Consider the following 23,505-nt stretch of genomic DNA (forward strand, 5'->3'; position numbering starts at 1 on the left):
AACACTATTTAATTATTAATAAAATCAAGTGTTAATAATAAACGACGTTCATTGATTGAGTCTTGTGACTGAGCGGGTGAACGATGTACCAAACCCGCACCTTCATTATTATGCCAAAACTCACCCTTCAGTAAGCCAACATCACCTTGACTTAATTGACGAATATCATCAGTACTATCAAAAAGACCTGATTGTTCATCTGACTTCCCTTGGTTCCCCGAACCTAATTTACTGCGATCAACTAACTGATGAGGAAGCCATTCGGTAGCAACACCATGATATGTTGTTACCAGTCGACAGGGTATTCGATCGAAATGAAACCTGGGGCACATAGCACGATCGAGTGCCGTTAATCGTAACCCAACCTCTTTGAGATCAAACAAACAGCAAAACATATCAACCAATAGTGTGATGTCTTCACTCAATCTCATCACTGCGCTCGAAGCACCTAACGCATTACAAAGTGTAGCATTGACACTTTGTACGGTAACTGCCTCTGCGACTTTTACTCTTACACCCGTTTTTAAAATATCATCCACGGCCAAGGCTAATTCGTCAGACAATTTACGTTGCCAAATTGCAATATTAGTGTCATCTCGATAAATATCGGTGAATACCTCAGGCGTATCACTTTCACTGGCACGTTTTGTCAGTAATTCAGGTAAAAGTGGACTTATTGATCGGTTGTCATTAATCGCTTCTGATGCAATCATACGCTTTCACTCCACTCTGGAAACGGATCACTGAGTGTTGCCCAGTAATTTTTCCCTTTCAGTAATTCATCATCTGACAACAGGCATTCATTGAGTGCACGGGTCATAGCTCCTTGATCGAGTTGCTGACCAATGAACACTAATTCTTGCCGCATATCACCAAATGGCTCAACCCACTGCTTTCGTATAGCGCTCAGTGACTCTTCATCGGTAGGCCAGTCTTTTTTAGGCACCGATTTCCAGAACATAGCAGCAAACCCATAATGAGCAATGCCACCTGCTTGATTCCATTGACCTGAAAATAGGGGGCGTGTGGCTAACCAAAAATAGCCTTTGGAACGAATTAATTTACCAAATTTTTCTGTGTCGTGAAGAAAGTGAAAAAATTTCTCTGGGTGAAACGGTCGGCGAGCAAAAAAACTAAAGCTACTAATACCATATTCTTCAGTTTCAGGAATGTGTTCACCTCGCATTTCCTTTAACCACCCTGGGGCGCTCTGAGCACGTTCAAAATCAAATAACCCCGTATTCAGTACGGCATCAATATCGACTTCCCCCTGAGTAATAGGGCTGATTTTGGCATGAGTATTAAGCGTTTTAAGTATTGCTATTAGGCGTGCAATATCAGAGACATCGACCAAATCAGTCTTGCTAATCAAGATGACATCCGCAAATTCAACTTGGTCAACCAGTAAATCAGAAACACTACGTTCGTCTTCTTCCCCTAACGACTCTCCTACTTCTTGTAAGGAAGATGCCTCTTCGTAATCTTTTAAAAAATTTACCGCATCAACTACCGTAACCATAGTGTCCAGTGTTGCGACATCTGATAATGAAACACCGTCTTCGTCAGAAAAAGTGAAGGTTTCAGCTATAGGCAATGGCTCAGAAATACCTGTGGATTCTATAACCAAGTAATCAAATCGTCCCTCTTTTGCCAGTTTGGTAACCTCTAGAAGAAGATCTTCACGTAATGTGCAACAAATACAGCCATTACTCATTTCAATAAGCTTCTCATCGCTACGATTAAGAGATACTTCGTTGGTAATCGTAGCAGAATCAATATTGACTTCACTCATATCGTTAACGATGACGGCCACTTTTTTACCTTGACGATTATTCAAAATATGACTTAACACCGTTGTTTTGCCGGCACCGAGAAAACCTGACAACACAGTAACCGGTAACTTATTTTTTTGAAGCATGGGAGCACTCTCTATTTATTCTATTGCGATTGACTAGATGAATCATCCAGAAAGTAATATATTGTTATGTTATAACATAACAATATATTAATAAAGAAGCATTGTGATAACATAACAAAAGATTTTCAGGTGATTTTATTTTTGAGTGGACCTTTGGATTAATTTAATGATGTTGATCTAATGAGATATTGGTTTAATTATTAAATATATAACCTAGTCATTGCCTATTTTAATCAGTAAAAATCATCACAACATTAATAAGGTTGGTAGGACTATCTGAGGTTTCCACACCTTACTCTTCGTAAAGATAAGCATGACTAAGTTGTATACTATATGCTGATTTTCCAAGGTGACTATCTGTTGTATCAATACTTAAAGTTCCTTCAAACCAAAACGCATCATACAAAGAGGTTACTTCAATGCCTGCCGGCGATTTTACGAAGATAATTTGATTTGGTGGTGGTGGTGGCATATGTAAGCATGCTCCAAAGTAAGGAACAATAAAGAATTGCGTTACCCGTTGTTTTTCATCTATTTCTATAGGAACAATAAAACCTGGAAGTCGAATGTTTTTGCCATCAAATGTGTCTATAACCTTCGTTGATTCTAGCGCCTGTTGATACCTTTTAGTTTTTGTATCAGTTGAAATAATGTCTTTCAATGCCTTCATATTATCGTTTTCTAATTGATCTTCTATTTCAAATAAAAAATCTGGTGGATTAAGTAATACTTCTAAATCATCAGCTGGGATTAATTCAGTCCATTCTATCTCAATATACTGAACCTGTGCATGTACCGTTAAACTAAAGGTTAATACTACTAATATAAATATTTTTGAGCATAGCAAATGGCAGCTAGTCAGTTTATTAAAATTAAAAATTTTCTTTCCAAGTTATATAGTGATGTTATAACATAATGTAGCATGAAGTATGTACAGATAGAAATACCTCTGCTGTAATTTCTAAAGGTGAATGAAACTTGTCAACACTTGCTATCAGCTTAAAAGATATGAACTACCGCTATAAAAATGCCCCTGCTAATTATGCTGGATTATCTATTGCTCAATGGAATGTTGATATCACTGAACGTGTATTCTTACATGGAAACTCGGGGACAGGGAAAACAACACTTTTAAACTTATTGTGTGGTATTTTAATACCAACATCAGGGAATGTTAGTTTATTTAATAATAATATCAGTAGGTTGTCAAACAGCCAACGAGACTTATTTAGAGCAAAAAATATTGGCGTGGTATCTCAAAAATTTAACCTTATCCCGTATTTATCTGTGCTAAAAAACATTCAGCTCGCAGCCTACTTCGTCAAAAACTCAAGACCTGAGGTCAACAATGACGTAAAAACGTTGCTTAATGCATTGCAGTTACCTAATAATATTATACATAGGCCAGTTAACCAATTGAGTGCTGGTCAGCAGCAACGTATCGCCATTGCCCGTGCCCTAATAAATAATCCAAGACTATTATTAGTTGATGAACCTACCTCTGCACTTGATACATCAGCAAAAAATGCATTCATGGACTTACTTATGCAAATGTGTGATAACACTAAAATGACGCTTGTTTTTGTCAGCCATGATGCCTCTTTGTCGCATCATTTTGATAGTAACCTCGATATTACTAGCTTGAGTAAAACTGAGGAAGCATGACACTATGATATTATTTTCTGTTGCATGGCACAGCTTATTAAGCCGAAAAAAAACAGCCATTTTGACCTTTTTATCATTAACCATTAGCATTGTTGTATTGCTTAGTATCGAACATATTCGCCTACAAGCAAAAGAAAATTTTAATCGCACTATATCAGGTGTCGATTTAATTATTGGCGCGCCTAATGGACAATTGAACTTATTGTTATATTCTGTTTTTAGAATGGGTAGTCCTGCCAACAACATTAGTTACACGAGCTTTACTATGCTCGAAAAACAACAATTAGTTGACTGGGCTATCCCTATTTCTCTTGGTGACTCTCATCGTGGCTTTCGTGTTATTGGCACAAATAACAACTACTTTACTTATTATCGCTATGGTAAACAACAGTCATTGATATTTAAACACGGGGATGTATTTTCATCTTTATTTAACGTAGTTATCGGTGCCGATGTAGCAAAAAAACTTAATTATAATTTAGGCGACAAAATTATTATTGCTCACGGTATTGGTAATACAAGCTTTACCAAACATATGCAAAAACCCTTTGTGATAAGTGGTATTTTAGCCAAAACTGGCACGCCAATTGATAAAAGTGTTCACGTAAGTTTAGGTGCTATTGAAGCGATCCACTTACCTCCACCAGCATTAAAAGCATTAGTAAAAGATCACGAGGCATTACCACCCGTTCCTAAAAGTATTACAGCTGTTATGCTTAAACTAAAAAGTAAATTATCAATATTTGGATTTCAGCGAGAGATTAATAACTACCCAGCGGATAGATTAATGGCGGTATTACCTGGTGTTGCTATGAGCGAACTATGGAGTTTGATGGCAAGCGTTGAAAATTTGCTGCGTATTATAGCTGTGCTAGTACTTATATCATCCTTATTTGGACTTTCAACTATGTTATTGGCCTCAATGTACGAGCGTCAAACTGAAATAGCAGTATTACGCATATTAGGGGCTAGCCCTGCTACCATATTATTGCTAATTTTGTTAGAAGCCATTATTTTAGTAAGCCTAGCCATCATCATGTCAATAGTCGTATTAACACTCGCGCTTTATAGCCTTGAGGCATGGTTGGCTGCTGAATTTGGTTTGTTTTTAAGTGCTGATATTTTTACTGTGGAGTTGATGAGGTTAATCTTTATGATATTTATCGCGACATTGATTATGCCTTTATTACCAGGAATTGCAGCATACAAGCATGCTTTACACGCTCAGCTTTCAAGTAATTAAACATTAACCTCTGTCTGATTTCTCAGACAGAGGTTTTGTAACCTAAATTTTATAACCTTAATCTTCAGCTTCGTCGTCAACTCTAACGCCCCAAACATCATGCTCGTCGGCATGAATTATTTGGACCCACATTAAATCGCCAGGTTTAGCGTCATAATCATCAGACAAATAAACTTTGCCATCAACTTCTGGCGCGTCCATGTAAGAACGCCCAACAATACCAAGGGCACTTACTTCATCAACAAGAATTAAATATTCTTGGCCAATACGGGCTTGTAGTTTGTCGCTACTTATTCTCGCTTGTACTGCCATAAAACGTTGTAAACGATCTTCCATAACTTCGTCTGAATTATGATCAGGTAAAGCATTAGCCGTAGCACCTTCAACAGGTGAGTATTTAAAACAACCGACGCGGTCTAATTGCGCTTCTTCTAAGAATTCTAATAACTCTTCAAATTCTTCTTCTGTTTCACCCGGGAAGCCAACAATAAAGGTTGAACGAATAACTAATTCAGGGCAAATCTCACGCCATTTAGCAATACGCTCTAATACGCGGTCAGAGCTACCAGGACGCTTCATTAATTTTAAGATACGTTTATTGGCATGCTGAAAAGGAATATCTAAATACGGCAGTATTTTACCTTCTGCCATAAGAGGAATTATTTTATCAACATGCGGATACGGGTAAACATAATGGAGACGTATCCAAACGCCCCGCTTGGCTAATTCTTCACATAACTGCTGCATGTGAGTCTTAACCGGCATACCATCCCAAAAATCAGTTTTGTGCTTAACATCGACGCCGTAAGCCGAAGTATCTTGAGATATAACTAACAATTCTTTAACGCCAGCATCAACTAAACGTTTGGCTTCACCTAAGACATCGCCAATAGGACGAGAATCTAAGTCGCCACGCATTGAAGGAATAATACAGAACGTACAACGGTGGTTACACCCTTCTGATATTTTTAAATACGCGTAATGCTTAGGGGTAAGTTTAACGCCTTGTGGCGGCACTAAATCAATAAAAGGGTTATGAACAGGCTTGGCTACATGTTTGTGTACTTGTGTTAACACTTCATCGTAAGCATGAGGTCCCGTAACACCTAAAACATTAGGATGTAATTCGATGATTTCGTCTTTCTTAACGCCTAAACAGCCAGTAACCAATACTTTACCGTTGGCAGCAAGTGCTTCACCAATTGTATCTAAAGACTCTTGAACGGCTGAATCAATGAAACCACAGGTATTTACAATCACTAATTCAGCATCATCGTAGCTATTGGTTACATCGTAACCTTCAGTGCGAAGCTGAGTAAGGATGCGCTCGCTATCAACAAGATTCTTTGGGCAGCCCAATGAAACAAATCCGATTTTAGCCGCTTTAGAGGGCTGTTGACTATTCTTTTGCTCTTCAATCATCTTAGACGGAATGTCTAATGTGGTTGTCTGGCTCTCGGCTGAATTACTGCTTTTTTTAGTTGTTTGTGGATCGAATTGTTCTACGGTCATAATGTGCCTCAACTTGCTCTATATTTTATTACGGTGTTGCTACTGGTGCTTTTACTCATCGTTTAATAAAGATAAAGAGCAGCGTCGTTAATATTGATTTAACAGCCTTTAGTGTAAAGCTGGTGCTTTACCTAGGTCGTTATTTAATGCGCAGGATTATACAGTAATGTTGGCATAGGATGAATAATTAGTTTCAGAGATTTATATTCAATAAACTTAAATGTCTCTCCTTACCTTGTGCTAAATAATTACTTGGCTAAAGGCTTGGCGATATACCTTACATAAATTTACGACGACTTCTTTCACCACTAATATTATAACGTTACAAAGTTAATGATTGTTAATCTCTAATTAGTTATATTAAATCAATACATTAATATTAAGGTACCAAGATATGATCTATCAATTAGGTGAACTTTCTCCTCGTATTTCAAAAAACTGTTTTATAGCACCAAACGCCACTGTAATAGGAAATGTAGACTTAAGTGAAAATGTCAGTATTTGGTTTAATGTTGTGATCAGGGCCGATTTAGCACAAGTGAAGATAGCGAAAAATTCTAATATTCAAGACGGCTCTATTTTGCATGTTGATGAAGGCTTCCCCATTAATATTGCTGAAAATGTAACTATTGGTCATAAAGTAATGCTTCATGGTTGTACGATAGGCAAAGGAAGCTTAATTGGTATCAATGCGGTGGTATTAAATGGCGCTAAGATTGGTAAAAACTGCTTGATCGGTGCTAATGCTTTAGTGACCGAAAATATGGTTATTCCTGATGGGAGTTTAGTTTTAGGCTCACCCGCAAAAGTAATTAAACAACTTGATGAAAAAACCCAAGAGATGATCGCAGCAGGCGCAGCGCATTATGTTCAAAGCAATCATCAATATAGGAAAGAATTAAAGCAAATAGGTTAAGCATCATAATTGTTAAGTTAACCGCGTTTATTGAAAATTCAATGGCCCGCAGTAATTAATACTAAGGTCGTTATTGAGTGCTTGGCTATAAAGAAGAGTTTATGTTAACAGTGAGTTACCAGCCGTTATTTAGCTTTTTTTTGTTTTATCTATTGATTAAAATATGAGAAAGTAACTTTAGGACAACATAAGCGCTAGGAATTAAAGTGATAAAATGGTTAATAGCATTGATACTATCACTAATCGTCACCTCACCAACTTTAGCAAACGAGGTAAATGTTGATTCATTAAAAGCAACATTAACAGCTCTTCCTCAAGATGATAAAGCGCGCTTAGCGGCATTAATTGAGCTGGCAAGCTTTTACCTTTATATCTCTCCAAAAGAAACAAGCGCTTATGCAACACAAGCCCTAGCCTTTACTAGTATTGAAAATAATGATTTCAATAAAGCTAAACTATTACGCTTGCTTGGACAGTCACAGATGTACCAAGGTTTAAACTTTAAAGCTTTCAAACATCTCACTCAAGCAATAAATAGTGCCAAGAAGAGTGAGAACGTGCATTTAATCTCAGTTTCTAATAGAGCAATGGGAGTATTTCACGAGCTCATTATCGATCACAAAAATGCAGTAAAATACTATATAGAAGCATTGAAATTTGCTAAATTAAGCGATCAAAAAGAAGATTTAGCGATGGTTTATAATAACTTAGGGAATGTGCTTAATTCTCAAAATGATTATACTAATGCTGCTAAATATTTTAAAAAATCAATCGTAATCAACACAGAACTCAATGACATTGCAATGCAGATGAATGCTTCTGTTGGATTAAGTGTCTCTTACTTAAGATCCGGTAACCCCCTTAAAGCACAAGAATTACTTGAAGAAGTACTAAGAAATAGAGCTTACATCAATGACTTTAGCTTTAGTGAAGCATCAGCCAACTTAGCTGATGTATATAAATATTTAAAAAACTTTACGGCGGCTAAACCTCTTTATAAGTTTGTTATTAACGATGAGAAAGGTAGTGTTTATCCACCTGCTGTCGCATCAGCATACCTAGGCCTCGCTGATATTTATGTCCAAACAAACCAAATAAAAGCCGCCATCGATTTATATCATAAAGGCATTGTTGAGGTAAAAAATAAAATATCGGTGGAAAGTGAAATGGCGCTTTATGAAAATTTAGCCAAATTAGAATTAAGCCAAGAAAATTTTGAAGCAGCGGCGATTATTCAAACAGAGTACATTAACAGAAGAAATCAAGTTCAACCTTTGACACAAAAGGGTCTAGTAGAAAAATTGGAGAGTCAACTACTCTTAGAACGAGATTACATAAAACTACAAGATGAATTACTGATCAGCGAACGAGAGTCTCGCCACGCTTCCATGTACCTATTTGCTGTCATTATTATTTCACTGATTAGTGTAGTGCTATTTCTAGTATTAATGCTAAGAAAACAGGTAATTTCTCGTTTGGAAGCCACAAACAAAACATTAAAAAAAGCCTCTGAAACCGACCATTTAACAAGTATTGGAAACCGTCGTTTTCTTGAGCATCAAATTGATACTTTTAGAGAGCAAGATATAGAAATGGCTTTTTTGCTGCTTGATGTTGATTATTTTAAAGATATTAACGACAACTTTGGTCATGACGCTGGTGACGAAGTGTTGGTGGCGATTGCGGATAAAATTAAAAGATTGTGTCGAAAAGATGATTTATTTGCACGTATTGGTGGAGAAGAGTTTGTTATTTTATTAATGAACAGTAATGAAGTCTCTGCCTGCTTATTTGCAGAAAGAGTCAGAAGTAGTATTGAAAAAATGTCCCACCCTTTTCAGTCTAAAGTCACAGCAAGCATCGGTGTTACGTTTGGTAATATGAAAAACGCTAATTACGACGAACTATACAAACAAGCCGACATTGCACTTTACTCGGCTAAAGACAAAGGCCGTAATAAAGTGCTGCTATTTCCTAGTTTAAATCCAATAGATGCTGATTAACCTAGGTTAGCGTTTATTAACTTCTCGAGCGGATTAGGAAATAACGATTACCTGTCACCGGCTTACTTTATGTCGAATGAGTAATAAATATCGGCAGAGTTTTCTAGCCCAGAAACTGTTTCAACCCATAGCCTGCTTAATAAATAAAACCTCACGGTTAATTCATTGATAGGATCCTTTATACCAAGCCCATATTTAATATAAACCTGCTCACCTAAATAGCCAGCGATGGAGGCTTGCTCATCGTCTCCATCTATTTCGATTCTATTGATCAAAGGTAATTTTTCTATTTGAGTGAGTACACCAGAAAAGTTTGTTAACGCTGAACCTAAAGCCACACCTATAGCGGTATTACTGTCGCTGGTTTCTGCATCTAAACCACGCCCTCTCACCAAGTATGATAAAGTTTCAGATTGTTGCATGGTTGGCTTTGAAAAAAGTTTGATATTCAAGCTGTTGGCTAATCCAGTTGCATCAATACCAACAATAATATTTTCTTTTTCAATGCTACGTGTCGCTTGCATTGAGACATAGGGATTATTCGCTGTGCCATTAAAAGAAATAATACCTTTAGTTAACGACAAATCTTGCCCATAAGCGCGATAGCGACCCTCTGGTATCTTTAAGCTGCCAAAGAGCTGTAAGGGTTGATTTGCCTGCTGACTCACTTGTAATTCACCGCCTAGACGACCTATGAATCCTTGCCCTTCAACTTTAAATGCATCGGTAATAACCACACGAACATTGGTAAATAACTCAAATGGCTTTTCATTAGCAACTTGTTCGCCTGCATCATTAACCATAATGACATCTTTGCTTAAGCTAACACTTCCTTGTGGCAATTTATTTACCAGTAATTTACCTTCGAGCACTTCTATACGGCCCGATATTTTCAATTCTGATGCTTTTATTTGGGCGTTAAGGTGAGGAGAAACGGTTATGGTAAGATCCGGGGGGACTGATAATTTTAATGATTCCCCATCAAAATCAAAATTACCTTTCAATTCATCTTGCCAATCGACGTCCCCTTTAAGATTAGCTAAGGCATTATTAATATTTACCCCACCAGAAATAATGGCTTGCTGACCTTTAAATTTTAAGGCCATATTAAGATCAGTTAAGGTATTAATATTTCCTAAAATCTTAGCTTCACCCTTAGTTAACCTAATGTCACCGGTTATTATTGGTTTATCTAAATCACCACTCACAGTTAAACGGCTATTTAATAGGCCTTCCAATGAGGTTAACTCTGGCAAAAACACTTGCAAGGGTGAAAGGTTAAACTCATTAATATTAAGCTGGCTATTTATAGTGCGGCTATCGGCAAAGACAAGCGTACTGCTAAGGTTGACTATTTCAGCACTGTTTTGGGCAAAGAAAGCAAGTTTTCCTGCAACACTGCTATTATCAACTATTAACGTTAACTCACCCTTTTGCCACTCAAGTAATTGATGTAATTCGCCTTCTTTAGTTGTCTTTATATCGCCATCACTAATAAGTAATTTAGCATTAACGGTTGGCATTTTGTTTTGTTGCCAACCGACAGCAACATTCCCCACTAGTGTGCTCCGCACAGTTATATCTTTAGGAATAAAGGGCGTTAAAAGGTCTGTGTCTAATTGAATGGCTAACCTTAACTCGTCTTGAGCTACTTTTAAGGTGGCATCGTCCTTTAGACAGAGCTGAGCACCGTCACCAAGCCAGCAATGTTTGTTAACAGCAAGCGTTTTAAGGCTATTGTTATAAAGTATATTAAGTGGCTGACTTGATTTAAAAACATCGTCACCTAGAGAAAATTTTACCTGATCAGTTTGTACTTGCCACTCTTCCCCCACAGGTGAATAGTCACTATTAATTAACAAGTCAATCGCTGAATCGCCAAGCCAGGCTAGCTTTACTTTTTGTTGATTTAAATCACCACTACTCGATAAATTAACACCATTGATGGTATGATCGTTCCAATTGATACGCGCACTGCTAAACGCTACCTCATGTTGATGATTATCCAGCGGTCGATATTTGACCTCGACCTTAATCGCATCACTGGCAAGATTAACCACTAACAACTTTTTTAATTCACCTTGTAGATTGAATTCTGGCTGCTCGACTGGACCAGATATTGAAATATTGGCCGTTATTCCACTTTCAATATCCTTTAACCATAAACTGCTATCTCCAACATTGACCGTGCCATCGACATACCAATGGGTATCGCTATGCCCTTTTATATTAAGCGCTATATCACCATAATTGAGCTTAATCTTACTTGACGCTAATTGCCCTTTATGATTAATATCAACATTACCGCCTGCGTTAAAAGCTATTTTATTAATTTCACCTTTAACCATAGAGTCAGTTAGCGTAAACGCCCATTCATTATCCTGCCAAAACCCTTTACTGTAAATATTTCCCTGTAGACGACCCGATAAACGCTGATCAATATTAGGTAAGCTAATGCCCGAAGAGCTCACCTTAACATCCCATAACAATCGATTGCCTAACTGCAACTCTCCAGTTATATCCAAGCGGCTATTTTCTTTGAACTCTTCAAAATATAAGGTCTTTATTTTAAAGGTTTGTTCACTGTAAGTTGCCTGTAGTTCCAACGCGGCGTCTTGGTAACCAAAGCCACTAATGTTGCTTTTTAAATCAATAACATGCCGATTAAGGTCGCCTTCGCTGTTTAGTAACAGGGTTGATGGAGTAATAACATTAGCGATATCATCAGGTAAAGTAAACTGGCTAACATCAGCTTGCAATTTATAAGGTAAGTTTGCGTTAGTAACATCCACTGACATTTTAGCGGTTAGTGTTAATTCACCCGCGTTGCTAATCGTTGTTACTAAATCAGCTAAATCACCTTTTAATGAAACCTTTTGTTCAGAATGACTAAGTTGTGGCAATAACTCAAAGTTATCAATGGAACTACTTAAGGCTAAATCAACAAGATAAGGGGGTACAAAGTCAACTTTTCCTTTTAATAAAAACGCTCCTACTGCCGCTACTTTTGATGACAATTCTTCAATAGATAATTGCGTTTTAAACCATGATAAACGTGCCACATTATTTGTGGTATTAATTAGCGTTTTTTCACTACCCGTATTGTCTAATTCGTTAATAATTAGCGTTTTTACCGCCAACGACTTTAGCGCTAACTTAACCGGTAAATACATCTTAGGCAGTGATGCCAGTGGCCAAGGGGTAACGGGTTGAAGTGGTGATGAGGTCTTCGCCGCAGATAAATTAATATGTGCTTTAAGCAACCGAGCATTATCTATATTAATAGCGATATTACTCACAACATTCTTATTGACCGATAAAGCACTAGAAAACTCGGTTAAGTTTATTGCTAGCCCCTGAGTTGTTATTTGGGCGCGTGCTAAAGAAAACTTCTTTAATTTAACGCTAAAGGGTAAGGTGAAATTGGTTGAATTAATCGCTTGTTCGGCAAGTTGCTCAGATGATTCCGCTGGCTGTGCTTCTTTTATGTTGACTTGTAGTGTACCTATACTGAGTTCATCAATACAAATCTGGTTTTTCCATAGGCAGCGCAAATGCAATCTTAAACGAATGTTACTGGCATTAATTAGTGCACTATCGTTTTCAATTTTTAGTTTACGTAACACTAAGTCATCTAAAAGTGCACCACTTTTGTATTCAACTTGCAGCGAGGAAACCTTACCGACAAAATAAAGTGATAACTGAGCTCCCCAAGGCGTTGAAAGTAGTATGGCAAAGAAACACAGTAAACCGGTTAACACGCCCATAAGTGTGAAGCTGGCACGTTTATAAGTCATAGTTCAGCACCAATACTAAAATGAAGACGCCATGAAGGGTTTTCTTCACTTAATGGATACCCTAAAGCAAACCTGATTGGCCCAATGAAAGAAATATAATGAAGACCGGGACCAATAGAGTATACCGGTTCAAGTTTGTGATTATCATTAACACTTCCAGCATCAATAAACAGTGCGCCGCGCCATGTATTTGAAAAGTAGTACTGGTACTCCAAACTAGCAACGACCATATTAGTGCCACCAATAACGATTTCCTTCCCTGGGTTAATACCTTCTGAAAGAGTCACCTTAGGGCCAATTGATTGATAGTCGAATCCTCGAATACTTTGATCACCTCCGGCATAAAACCGTAATGAAGGAGACAGTTCCTCTTCAAAGTCTTTGTCGACAATAACATAGCCAAGCTCTACTCGTGCGACAATACGGTGCTTAGGAGCAAACAGCGAAATATATTTCCAACGCCCATTAAAACGTAAAAATGAGGTTTCTGAAGATAAACCTTCATAGCTTCCTTCTAGATTATAGTATTGTCTAAATCCCTTAGTTGGATCGAGTAAAGGGCCATCACGATCAATATCAGACCAAGTAAACCCAGGAATAAAATAACTGGCATCATCGTAAACATTATCAGTCTCCCACTCTTCATCTAAGTGTCTTAAATAAGGTTGGCGTAAAATATCATCTTTTAGATAAACGCGTCCTACTTGAAAAGAAAAAAATCGACTGGTTAAGTCTCCATAGTCATTTTTTTCTAGTTCAGTTTGTAATTGCAACACATCATTGTTGGGGTGTGACAAAGGAATACTGTAAATAAAATGCCCGGTCGGATTAATGGTTGAATAGGACAACCTTGTTTCTTGACGATGCCCATAACGGTTGACTAGCGGTGTTTTCCAGCCAAAAGAAAACCTTTCTTTGGTGTCAGTCGCGTAGCCTAGTCCTAAATTAAATTGATGGCGTTTCGCTTTTTCCAGCGATACATCAATTGGCAAGATGTTATTCGCGCTATTCTCAGTTTCAGGACGAACAACAACATTGCTAAAATATTGAGTTTCATCGAGTTCATTTTGTAAGTTTTGTAGTGAGGTTTGTTGATAAAAATCACCGGGCTTAAAAGAAACCAAAGGTTTCAAAACATCTGTATTGATATCAAAATCATTAAACTTTATTTCACCAAAACGATAACGAGGTCCACTGTCAAAGTGAACAATAATCTCTGCGGTATCCAAACTTTTATTTATAGCGATATTAGTTTTAATGAACTTACTATCAAAGTAACCTCGTTCTAAACCTAAGGAAACCAAGTCCGTTTTAAATTGCTCATAAATGCCATGATGTAATATATCTCCACTGGCAATAGGCACCTCTTTGATAATATCTGAAAAGGCACTATCCCCTAAAGCGTCGCCACTTAGGTTAATACGCACGTGTTTTATTCTTGTTTGCTGATTGAGTATCACAACAAGACCAAGCGTCCAGATATTTTTATCTAAATTCTTGTCAATTGAACTTATTACCTCAGCACGGTAATAACCCAGTGCCTTGAGTGCATTTAAGGCTTGTTTTTTCGCGGTAAAAACAAATACTGTTCGTTCGGTGTCATTCTCTGGCAAATTGCCTAGATAAGCATAAATATTTTGTTTTGCTGCACTGGATAAGTTATCTGAAAGTTGAACGATAAGTGTGTTCGATGTTGCAAATGGTGAGATTAAAATAAACAAGATGAACAAAAAAAAACGACTATACATTATGCTAGATTATCCGTGGAATTTGCAGTAATTAAATAAAAGCACAGCATAACAGTTTATGTGGTTTTGCTAATAGAAAAGTTTTAAGGTAAAAATAACTATCTATGCTTTCAACCTTACGATAAATTTACACAATATTGACTTCTTCAGCAAAGTCGCCAGACTGTTTTAACAAAATTAGGTCAATCCCACGCGGGAATTAACATCCAAAATGAGGGAATAAAATGATAACTGAGCAATTGATTTGGTTTATAGATGGACGTTATTTTTATAAAAACATCACTTTAGATAAAGTTATTCACCTCGCCAATACTCATAAAATGCGCGTTAAAATAATAATCGATGCTAAAGTAAAATCTACCCAACGGTGGTATTGGCATGCAATGGTTGGCGACTCACCAACGGCTAATGAAGATTTAGTGGCGATTAACAAGAAAAAACAAACCTTGCTTAAAGCATTAGAAATGAGTGCAATTAAAGCTGAAATTATTGTTTCAGAGTCTGCAGATCACATAAAAACAATCAATACTGAATTAGCAAAAACAAATAATGGCCTGCTAATTTTAGAAGACACGCCACCTAAAACAAGACATCCCATCTTTCAAACACTCTCTGAAATAAACGCACCCGTATTATTATTAACTGACAAAGTATGGAAAGAAAAAATCAATGCCATTGGCGCTGTTGACCCGTTACACGAAAATGATCGCCCAGCAAAAATTGATGAACATATTGTTCAGCATTTAAAAAGCTGGGAAGATTCGCTTTCAGTAAAATGGAAACTTATCCACTGTTGTTACATTTCATCAGTTTTATACCAATACAAAAACAAAGTATTGTCGATGCACCAAGACGGTTTAAAAGAGTTCGCTGATCAGTTCCGCATTAAGAACGATCAATACAAATTACTTGAAGGTTTACCTGAAGAGGCCTTAAAGTCATATATTAACAAAAACCATATCGATATTTTATTTATCGGTCTAGTTAATAGAAACATGCTTGATAAGTTTTGGGTAGGAAGTACGACCTCAAATTTTTTATATGAGCCGCCATGTGATTTATTGCTTATTAAACAGTAAAATAAATAATGAGCATTAACCAGCAAGGTTAATACTCAACGTTGATTCAGTCACTACTCTTCTTTGGATAGAACATCTGCCGTACTTCTCGAGTTCTCATTCATAGCAACTTTAAAAGGTCTACTTGCACTCCCTGCATAAAGGCTAATATGCGGGAATGGGATCTCAATGCCCTGCTCATCAAATGTTTTCTTAATGTTCTGATACATTTCATTTTTAAGCGCAAGAAAATTTTCTCTTCTTGACCACACTGAAAATTGAATATCAACTGACGATGAACCAAACCCGGTCAAAATAAACAAAGGAGCTGGCTCTTCTAAGCAAATAACATTTTTTTCGGCGATTTTTAATAATAAATCACGCACTTTTTCAATATCTTCTTTATAAGCAATACCTAGTTTTAAGTCTGCTCTTCTAATGGGATACTTTGTCATAGTGGTAACCGCACTTTTTATCATGCTTTCATTGGGTATTCGAACAAATAAATTATCAAAGGTTCTTAATTTAACAGACAATAAATCAATTGAAATAACTTCCCCTAAGATGTCATTGACTTTAATCACATCACCGATTGAGAAAGGTCTTTCTATCATCAAAAATATGCCACTGATTAAATTTGATGCTGAAGTTTGTGAAGCAAAGCCAATCGCCACAGTAAAAATTCCCGCTGCACCAAGTAATATCGTTAAGTCGATACCAATATGCTTTAAAGCCGACAAGACAAACAAGCCCAGTAAGGTATAAAATACCGTTCTTTTTAACAAAAACACTCCGTGTGTCGTCATTTTCTTGCTAACAATTCTTTCCATCACGCTACTGAGCGCTTTAGCAATGAAGTAACCGACCACAAATAAAATAAGTGCCTGTGTTAATGTGTATAAATGAGATGCTTTGAGCATATTAAAAAACTCATTAATGACTTCCATATAATATTTACCTAGCTAAAATTTACCCAAATAAGTTACTGATTCTTCGTATTAATTTACCGTGCTCAGAGGTTTCTCGCGGACTACTTATCGCGGTAAGAGGTTGAAATTCAACTGAAACACTTCTTTCTATAATTAATTCAATATCGGCTGATTCATTATTTCTTTCAATGGTTATGCCAGATGTCCACAGTTGGTTTTTATCATCACTATATAAATGTAAGTAATTAACAGGAACATTAATCCTGTTGATGATAAGTTCTTTGTTATGGCTATTAATCACCGTAATTGATGTTGTTGCTCGGTGGGGATGTAAATCGAGCTCTTCAAGTTTAGTTTTTGCAGAGGTGTATTTTGCATAGCACAATTGGCCGTCGATGGTTGAGCTACCAAACCATGAATCTGACGGACGCCAAAAGGGTAAATCAACTAAGCATTTAGCACTTGGAAATGTTTCAGCATAAAACCAAATAGGTGTACTAATAAACAGCTGAACTTTTTCACCCGCTAAAATAGTTAGCGGTGATGAAGGACGTGCGATAACCGAACGATCGGCTAATTTTGGAAATACTTTTATTTTATCAGAGCTCGCTTTCTCTAAAAAACGACCGATATCAGTATCGTTTTCTAGTGCAAGTTTTTCGCCAGCAGAAACCACAATGTCTTGGTCTTCTTCTTTATTTTCAATATTCCAAATGTTCCATTCAGTTGCCTTGCGCTTTATGAGTATCGCGCGTTGACCAACACTCCAACATTTTTTTTCATGTCTGTCATCAAAGGTAAACTCGCCCCACCAGATGTTGTTACTCATAGTTTACTCATTAAAAATTAACTTTAAATAATAAATCGCCAAATCCCCAGATAAAGGTGCCTGTTATCAACAATGAAACTTCTAAAATACCGAGCTGGTATCTAACATTATCTTTAACAACATCAATTTTATCGTCAAAATCATCTTCAATCGTTGCAATTTCTTTGTCGATGTACTCTGTTGGTACATTGATTTTTCTGAGTTTCATTTTGGCTCGTGACAATACCAAGCGATGTTGAATATTGAGTTTACTGATAAGAACACGTTCAGAAATAATGGCGCCAATACTTGACCAAACACCAATGATAACAATTAAACAACCACTTCTAGAAAGCCACTCTAGCCCTAAAAACTGAGTTTTTGACAAATAATAGCCCATACTAATCAGTGTTAAAGAAAGTAACCAAGCCATTATCGGTTGTCTTTTTCTGATGTTAATGACTTTTGCTTCATAAAGTGTTTTTGAATCGCTCAATATCTATCTTCTTTTTTTAATTAAATTAGTGGTTATTACAACCAGCGTTTTTTCTTAAACCAAACAATAAGACCAACAGAGATAACCGACATCACCCCAAGCAAAGTAAAGTAACCGTATTCAAATTTAAGCTCGGGTATGTATTCAAAATTCATCCCATATATTCCTGCGAGGAAAGTTAAAGGGACGAACAAAGCGGTGATAACCGTTAACACTCTCATTGTTGCGTTTAGCTGATGTGAAGTAACCGACATATAACCGTTAATTAAATCACCACAAATATCATAATACATTTGAGAGAGGCTCAACAATCGATCAAGTCGCTCTCTTAAGTCATTTACTGTATGTATTTCTTGTTCTGTAATAAGGGATGTTTCGTCATCTTCAAGATAACTGTTTAGGGTATTACCAACAGTTACATGGTAATTAAAAGTTCTTCTAATTTTAACCAATCTCGAACGATGTGAGGTAATTTCTCGCATCATTTTATCGTTACCACTGACTTGAAATTGATCTTCTATTTTTTCTAAATTTTGTTCAAAGTCAAATAATTGCTGTAGATAATTACCACAACTACTATGAAATATTTTCAATGCTAAGTGTACTGGGCTTCTCGCTAAATACTTTTCACTGCTGGTAGTAAACAAGGTATTTATCGCTATCGAGCTTTCAGGATGACCGGTAATTAACACCCGTTGACCGATAAACATACTGATTTGTACATGTTCAAAGGTTAAATTGTTTTCTTTGGCAACAAAGCCACGGTAAAGCAGAAAGATGAAATCATCAAACAGCTCAACTTTCGGAGGGTGTCTTTCTCTTTGAGCATCTAAAATAGCCAAAGGGTGACAGCCAAATTGAGTTAATATTTCTTTTTCTTGAGATTTTTCGACTTTATCAAGATCAATCCATAGCACGCTGCTTTCATCTTGTTGCCATTCACTGACTAATTCTTCGCCACCAATTTTAACAGGCGCAGAGGGTGAAATTAACATACATTTAATCATGATAAATCCTTAGGTATAATTACAAATAATGCGGGTGTCAGCATTACAAATAATAACTTATAGTAAACGTTATAAATTTTCCATTATAAGCAATATTTTAAAGTAAAGGTCAAATAATTAGTTGTCATCTCAGCAAGTAAAGTTAATAATTCACTCAATTAAAGCTATTAACATTCCTATTAGGATTATTACATGTCAATTGACATCATTACTTGGTGTGCCATCGCCTTTTGTATAACTCAATCAGCCATTTTCTCAGGATTAAATCTCGCATTTTTTTCTATAAGTCGCCTGCATTTAGAAGTTGAAGCTAAAAAGGGTAGTAAAGCAGCACAAACTATTTTACGTCTAAGAGACGACTCAAACTTTTTATTAACAACGATATTGTGGGGTAATGTTGGAATTAATGTGTTGTTAACAATGCTCTCTGATTCGGTACTTACTGGCGTCAGTGCTTTTCTGTTTTCAACTATTGCCATCACGATTATTGGTGAAATTACCCCGCAAGCTTATTTCTCAAGAAATGCCTTAAAAATGGGTAGCATGCTCGCGCCTATTATTCGTTTTTATCAGTTCCTTTTTTACCCAGTAGCCAAACCAACTGCACTTATTTTAGATGCTTGGCTCGGCAAAGAAGGGATTACATACCTTGAAGAAAGTGAACTTAGAAGTATTATTCGCCAGCATATTTCCGCAGAAGAAGCCGATCTTAATCATGTTGAAGGTATCGGCGCGTTAAACTTTTTTGCTTTAGATGAGATACAGGTCACTGAAGAAGGTGAGATAATTGATCCCAAATCAATTATTGCCCTACCAACAAAGTTAGACTTACCTATTATTCCGGTAACGACACAAGGTCCAGACGACCCATTTTTAATGCTGGTAAATGAAACTAACCATAGTTGGGTAATACTGACCAATGAAGCTGGCTACCCATTACTCGTGCTTGATGCAGATGGTTATTCACGAGCTGCGTTATATCAACCAGGCGATTTTGACCCTTACAATTATTGTCATCGTCCTGTTGTGATAACGGATGAAACGATACCATTAAATGAAGCTATACTGAAAATGAAAGTGAATACGTCTACTGACAAAAACTTTGATGGTGTGATAGAACACGATGTATTGCTTATTTGGGGAGAAACCAAACGTATTATTACTGGCGCAGACATTTTTGGTTTGCTGCTTAAAGGCATGCTTCCGAATATAAAATAAATAGGTTAAATATTTATAATGGAATGGTTAGACAAAATATTCAATTTAAACAGTTTTACCGAGTTATTGTTTGAATATAAATTTATTGTTACTTTTTTACTGTTGATGACTTCATTTTTGATTAAAAATTTAATCATAAAAGTTATAAAGCTAAAATCGAAACAAACCAAAAGATTAAAAATCAATATGGTGAATAATATTTTTACCATATTGATCATTATTTTACTTTTTAATCTATGGTCCGAAGAAATCCAAAAGTTTGCTTTTTCTATTGCCGCTTTTGTTGTGGCAATTGTATTAGCGACTCGCGAGTTTATTCAGTGTTTTATTGGCTTTATCTATATATTATCAAGTCGCCCCTTTCGTATTGGTGACTGGATACAAGTAGGTAACTATGTTGGTGAGGTGCATTCTACCGATTGGGCTAAACTTACTTTACTAGAGGTCAATAAAGATGATTATGAATATACCGGTAAAACGTTATATTTGCCTAATAGCCAGTTAATTACTTCGGTAATTAAAAACCTTAATTTCCTCAAGCGTTATGCGGTACATCATTTCACTATAGTACGTGATGACAGTGCTAATCCCTTTGACTTTATCGAGACCTTGTATGAGAAAGCAGACTTATATTGTCATGACTTTAAAGAGGTGGCAGTTCGTTATAATCATCTTATTGAAAACCGCTTAGATATAAAGATTGCAGGTCCAAAACCGCACATTCAAGTAGCTACCTCTGAGCTCGGTGACACTCAGGTGTTTTTTACTATTTTTTGCCCCACTGAAAGTGCGATGGAAATAGAACAGAAATTAACGTCCGACTTTATGAAACTATGGTTTGAGAATAAAGCTTTAAAAAATATTAATAAATAACAGAGCGACAGACATCGTCTTGTAATAGGTCTTAATCTTTGTAGCTAATCCATGAGCACAAAAGCTTGTTGTGCTTTATTTACAAGCCCCACAACAAACACCATCCTATTTCAACGTTACAAAAAAGCCTCATTATTAATGAGGCTTTTTGCTTACCAATGTACCTTTCATCTTTAGTGTATTAACGAAGATTAGCGCAGCCTAAAACAAAAGACTGCTTTGTTTATCTTACAGATATAACCAATTTAACAGTAAGGATAGCGTTACCCACATTAGAATAATCAAGGGAATACCAACACGCATAAAATCAGAAAAACGATAACCACCGGCGTTCATTACCAAAAGGTTAGTTTTGTAAGCCATAGGGGTTGCATAACTTAAGTTAGCACCAAAGAGTACTGCCAATATAAAAGGTTCTGCTGGTAGGTTGAGTTGGCTAGCAACAGAAATGGCAATAGGCGTACCAATAACAGCAGCGGCATTGTTAGAAACAATATTAGTTAATATCGCGAGTAACAACATTAAGGCTGATAATACACCTCCTGGTGGTAAACCAAATGATAATGCGACAAACACTTGGGCTATGTACTCAGCGCCACCGGTTGTCATCATTGCAGAGCCTAACGCTAAAGACGCGGCAACAATTAAAATAACTTGCGTACTAAGTGCTGATGAAGCTTCTTGCCAATTTAAACATTTTGTTAATAACAGGACGAGTACACCACAAACCGCACTAATTTCTATAGGTAAAATACCCAAGGCTGACGATACAACTACTGCTAACAAGGTACCTAAGGCAATGGGTGCTTTACTTGTTTGAGGTAATGACTCCGCACCATCAATAATAAGTAGTCCTTGTTTAGCTTTTAATAAGTCAATTTGCTCTTGCTCTCCTTGTACCAGTAAGACATCGCCAATTTTCAGGCGGGTATTGCCGATACTGCTGCGACCAATTTCCATCGCTTTACCTGCTCGATGCAAAGCGATCACTGATATGCTGTGTTTTTGTATAAAATTGACCTGTTGTAAAGTGTGCCCTTCAACCCCCGAGCCAGCAATAATAACAATCTCTGCCAACGTTTGTTTCTCGGCTTTTAGGGGGTGTTCGTCATCAACTTTATGCAGTCCTGAGAATAAAGTGGCACCTAATACTGACTCATATTCTTTTAAACGGTCTGGATAGTCATGAACTTTTAAGCGGTCACCAACAATAAGCACGGTATCGGGCAAAGGCATTATATTACGATAGTTGGCCCCGCGCTGAATACTCTCAATTTTTAGCTGGCCGTCAGTCAAAGCAATTATCTCGGTAATTGTTTTCTCGTTAGCCACACTTTCTTCATTTATATTAAGATAAGCGCTAAATAGACGTGGCGAAGTATCAGGCATTGATGGTGTTCTGCTTGGGAGAAGTTTAGGCGCAATTAGCCATAAGTAGAGAACGGCAACAACAGAAGCAATAAGTGCTGGTTGTATAAAATCAAAGAGCCCAAACTCAACCGCTCCCATGTTTTTTGCAATACTAACCACTAATAAATTGGTCGATGTACCTATCGTTGTCGCCATTCCCCCAACTAAAGTTGCTAATCCCATAGGCAGTAGCATTGGCGAAGAATCTGTTTTAGTACGCAGTGATACACTAATCAAGATAGGCAGTAACAGCACCACAACCGGGGTGTTATTAATAAAAGCACTTAAGCCTCCAGCTAAAACGAGTGTTAGCAACAAAGATAATGTTGGACTTATCTTCCATAATTTAGCCAAGTATCGACCAATGGGCTCCAATGCCCCTGTACGCACAATACCGTGACCAATGATCATTAACGAACAAACCGTCACTAAGGCTTCATGACCAAAGCCAAAAAATAATGAGCTGGGTTCGAAATGTGTGCCATCTATATAAAAAGGGAAGAATGCAAACGCCAAACACAATATAGCGATAACAGCCAAAGAAGAGGTTTCTAAAGGGATATCGTCTCGACGAAAGAGATACAAGGCCAATACGGTAATGAGTAATACCGCTAACGCATGATTATTAGGTAAGTCAGGAATATTCAAAAAGTAGTACCAAGTTAATTTAATTATTTAGCGGCTACAGCAACTGCTTATAAAGCTTATTCTAAATGAATACGCGAAATTATTACAAGTCAATGAAGCCTATTCTAATTATTTTTAATAACTATAATACGTGTTTTCAATTAAGTACATAGTCACTAATCAATAGATATTTTTATAACGAGCTCGTTAAAGGGTGAACTATATTAGTTAAAAAGAGTGGCAACAATAATTCAGCAGCCTCTCTCAATATGCACTT

The 23,505-nt window shown here is 36.8% G+C and carries 18 protein-coding genes; 7 read left to right on the forward strand and 11 right to left on the reverse strand.

Features of this window, described 5'->3' with window-relative positions:
• Positions 1-8: 8 nt before the first annotated feature.
• The 3 genes from H4J67_RS08835 to H4J67_RS08845 all read right to left on the reverse strand — a co-directional run bounded on the left by H4J67_RS08835 (position 9) and on the right by H4J67_RS08845 (position 2,765).
• Positions 9-713, reverse strand: coding sequence for a DUF1826 domain-containing protein (locus H4J67_RS08835; RefSeq protein WP_182175689.1), 705 nt, complete (start codon positions 711-713; stop codon positions 9-11).
• Positions 710-1,918 carry a zinc metallochaperone GTPase ZigA gene (gene zigA / locus H4J67_RS08840; RefSeq protein WP_182175688.1) on the reverse strand — a complete coding sequence of 403 codons (1,209 nt, stop codon included), beginning with the start codon at positions 1,916-1,918 and terminating at the stop codon, positions 710-712. The genes H4J67_RS08835 and zigA overlap by 4 nt, the downstream gene beginning before the upstream one ends.
• A gap of 292 nt (positions 1,919-2,210) precedes the next feature.
• Positions 2,211-2,765 (reverse strand): DUF3299 domain-containing protein, encoded by a 555-nt coding sequence (locus tag H4J67_RS08845; RefSeq protein WP_259368534.1) that lies wholly within the window; start codon positions 2,763-2,765, stop codon positions 2,211-2,213.
• Between the two features lie 131 nt (positions 2,766-2,896).
• Between H4J67_RS08845 and H4J67_RS08850 the strand changes: the two genes are divergently transcribed.
• The gene (locus H4J67_RS08850; protein WP_182175687.1) at positions 2,897-3,583 is read left to right on the forward strand and encodes an ABC transporter ATP-binding protein; all 687 of its coding nucleotides are present in this window, start codon (positions 2,897-2,899) and stop codon (positions 3,581-3,583) included.
• A 4-nt stretch (positions 3,584-3,587) separates the two neighbouring features.
• The gene (locus tag H4J67_RS08855) at positions 3,588-4,826 is read left to right on the forward strand and encodes an ABC transporter permease (protein ID WP_182175686.1); all 1,239 of its coding nucleotides are present in this window, start codon (positions 3,588-3,590) and stop codon (positions 4,824-4,826) included.
• A gap of 57 nt (positions 4,827-4,883) precedes the next feature.
• On the opposite strand, the gene rimO is transcribed toward H4J67_RS08855, so the two are convergent.
• Positions 4,884-6,338, reverse strand: coding sequence for a 30S ribosomal protein S12 methylthiotransferase RimO (rimO, locus tag H4J67_RS08860; RefSeq protein ID WP_182175685.1), 1,455 nt, complete (start codon positions 6,336-6,338; stop codon positions 4,884-4,886).
• A 394-nt stretch (positions 6,339-6,732) separates the two neighbouring features.
• On the opposite strand from rimO, the gene H4J67_RS08865 reads away from it, so the two are divergent.
• Both H4J67_RS08865 and H4J67_RS08870 read left to right on the forward strand, forming a co-directional pair.
• Entirely contained in the window at positions 6,733-7,254 is a 522-nt protein-coding gene (locus H4J67_RS08865) for a gamma carbonic anhydrase family protein (RefSeq protein ID WP_182175684.1), read from the forward strand.
• Positions 7,255-7,460: 206 nt separating this feature from the next.
• Positions 7,461-9,257, forward strand: coding sequence for a diguanylate cyclase domain-containing protein (locus H4J67_RS08870; protein WP_182175683.1), 1,797 nt, complete (start codon positions 7,461-7,463; stop codon positions 9,255-9,257).
• A gap of 62 nt (positions 9,258-9,319) precedes the next feature.
• Here H4J67_RS08870 and H4J67_RS08875 read toward each other — a convergent pair whose 3' ends face one another.
• Complete coding sequence (locus tag H4J67_RS08875; RefSeq protein WP_182203507.1) at positions 9,320-13,054, reverse strand: translocation/assembly module TamB domain-containing protein; 3,735 nt, start codon at positions 13,052-13,054, stop codon at positions 9,320-9,322.
• On the reverse strand, positions 13,051-14,802 hold the full coding sequence (locus H4J67_RS08880; RefSeq protein ID WP_182203508.1) for an autotransporter assembly complex family protein: 1,752 nt from the start codon (positions 14,800-14,802) through the stop codon (positions 13,051-13,053). Before H4J67_RS08880 ends, H4J67_RS08875 begins: the two co-directional genes overlap by 4 nt.
• Before the next feature lie 224 nt (positions 14,803-15,026).
• Between H4J67_RS08880 and H4J67_RS08885 the strand changes: the two genes are divergently transcribed.
• Complete coding sequence (locus tag H4J67_RS08885) at positions 15,027-15,881, forward strand: universal stress protein (RefSeq protein ID WP_182175680.1); 855 nt, start codon at positions 15,027-15,029, stop codon at positions 15,879-15,881.
• A gap of 53 nt (positions 15,882-15,934) precedes the next feature.
• On the opposite strand, the gene H4J67_RS08890 is transcribed toward H4J67_RS08885, so the two are convergent.
• From H4J67_RS08890 to H4J67_RS08905, 4 genes are read right to left on the reverse strand one after another with little or no spacing between them, the layout of a single operon-like run.
• A complete protein-coding gene (locus tag H4J67_RS08890; protein WP_182203509.1) occupies positions 15,935-16,807 on the reverse strand; it encodes a mechanosensitive ion channel family protein in 873 nt (290 codons plus the stop codon).
• Positions 16,808-16,829: 22 nt separating this feature from the next.
• Positions 16,830-17,618 carry a hypothetical protein gene (locus H4J67_RS08895; RefSeq protein WP_182203510.1) on the reverse strand — a complete coding sequence of 263 codons (789 nt, stop codon included), beginning with the start codon at positions 17,616-17,618 and terminating at the stop codon, positions 16,830-16,832.
• A gap of 10 nt (positions 17,619-17,628) precedes the next feature.
• Positions 17,629-18,093, reverse strand: coding sequence for a hypothetical protein (locus H4J67_RS08900; protein WP_182175677.1), 465 nt, complete (start codon positions 18,091-18,093; stop codon positions 17,629-17,631).
• Positions 18,094-18,128: 35 nt separating this feature from the next.
• Positions 18,129-19,100: a magnesium transporter CorA family protein gene (locus H4J67_RS08905; protein WP_182175676.1), complete on the reverse strand. Its 972-nt coding sequence runs from the start codon at positions 19,098-19,100 to the stop codon at positions 18,129-18,131.
• Between the two features lie 192 nt (positions 19,101-19,292).
• On the opposite strand from H4J67_RS08905, the gene H4J67_RS08910 reads away from it, so the two are divergent.
• Both H4J67_RS08910 and H4J67_RS08915 read left to right on the forward strand, forming a co-directional pair.
• Positions 19,293-20,318, forward strand: coding sequence for a DUF21 domain-containing protein (locus tag H4J67_RS08910; protein WP_182175675.1), 1,026 nt, complete (start codon positions 19,293-19,295; stop codon positions 20,316-20,318).
• 186 nt (positions 20,319-20,504) lie between these two features.
• Positions 20,505-21,191, forward strand: a complete 687-nt coding sequence (locus H4J67_RS08915; RefSeq protein ID WP_404842785.1) for a mechanosensitive ion channel family protein — start codon at positions 20,505-20,507, stop codon at positions 21,189-21,191.
• Between the two features lie 228 nt (positions 21,192-21,419).
• Here the strand turns inward: H4J67_RS08915 and H4J67_RS08920 are convergent, their stop codons facing one another.
• Positions 21,420-23,249: an SLC13 family permease gene (locus tag H4J67_RS08920; protein ID WP_182175673.1), complete on the reverse strand. Its 1,830-nt coding sequence runs from the start codon at positions 23,247-23,249 to the stop codon at positions 21,420-21,422.
• Between the last annotated feature and the right edge of the window lie 256 nt (positions 23,250-23,505).

It is taken from the genome of Colwellia sp. BRX10-4, assembly GCF_014077465.1.
In the GTDB taxonomy this organism is placed as follows: Bacteria; Pseudomonadota; Gammaproteobacteria; order Enterobacterales; family Alteromonadaceae; genus Colwellia_A.

What these genes read in the sequence shown, in the direction of transcription:
- H4J67_RS08835 (WP_182175689.1), bottom strand. Translation starts at nt 713, where the DNA reads ATGATTGCATCAGAAGCGATTAATGACAACCGATCAATAAGTCCACTT.
- zigA (WP_182175688.1), bottom strand. Translation starts at nt 1,918, where the DNA reads ATGCTTCAAAAAAATAAGTTACCGGTTACTGTGTTGTCAGGTTTTCTC.
- H4J67_RS08855 (WP_182175686.1), top strand. Translation starts at nt 3,588, where the DNA reads ATGATATTATTTTCTGTTGCATGGCACAGCTTATTAAGCCGAAAAAAA.
- rimO (WP_182175685.1), bottom strand. Translation starts at nt 6,338, where the DNA reads ATGACCGTAGAACAATTCGATCCACAAACAACTAAAAAAAGCAGTAAT.
- H4J67_RS08865 (WP_182175684.1), top strand. Translation starts at nt 6,733, where the DNA reads ATGATCTATCAATTAGGTGAACTTTCTCCTCGTATTTCAAAAAACTGT.
- H4J67_RS08875 (WP_182203507.1), bottom strand. Translation starts at nt 13,054, where the DNA reads ATGACTTATAAACGTGCCAGCTTCACACTTATGGGCGTGTTAACCGGT.
- H4J67_RS08880 (WP_182203508.1), bottom strand. Translation starts at nt 14,802, where the DNA reads ATGTATAGTCGTTTTTTTTTGTTCATCTTGTTTATTTTAATCTCACCA.
- H4J67_RS08885 (WP_182175680.1), top strand. Translation starts at nt 15,027, where the DNA reads ATGATAACTGAGCAATTGATTTGGTTTATAGATGGACGTTATTTTTAT.
- H4J67_RS08890 (WP_182203509.1), bottom strand. Translation starts at nt 16,807, where the DNA reads ATGGAAGTCATTAATGAGTTTTTTAATATGCTCAAAGCATCTCATTTA.
- H4J67_RS08895 (WP_182203510.1), bottom strand. Translation starts at nt 17,618, where the DNA reads ATGAGTAACAACATCTGGTGGGGCGAGTTTACCTTTGATGACAGACAT.
- H4J67_RS08905 (WP_182175676.1), bottom strand. Translation starts at nt 19,100, where the DNA reads ATGATTAAATGTATGTTAATTTCACCCTCTGCGCCTGTTAAAATTGGT.
- H4J67_RS08910 (WP_182175675.1), top strand. Translation starts at nt 19,293, where the DNA reads ATGTCAATTGACATCATTACTTGGTGTGCCATCGCCTTTTGTATAACT.
- H4J67_RS08915 (WP_404842785.1), top strand. Translation starts at nt 20,505, where the DNA reads ATGGTGAATAATATTTTTACCATATTGATCATTATTTTACTTTTTAAT.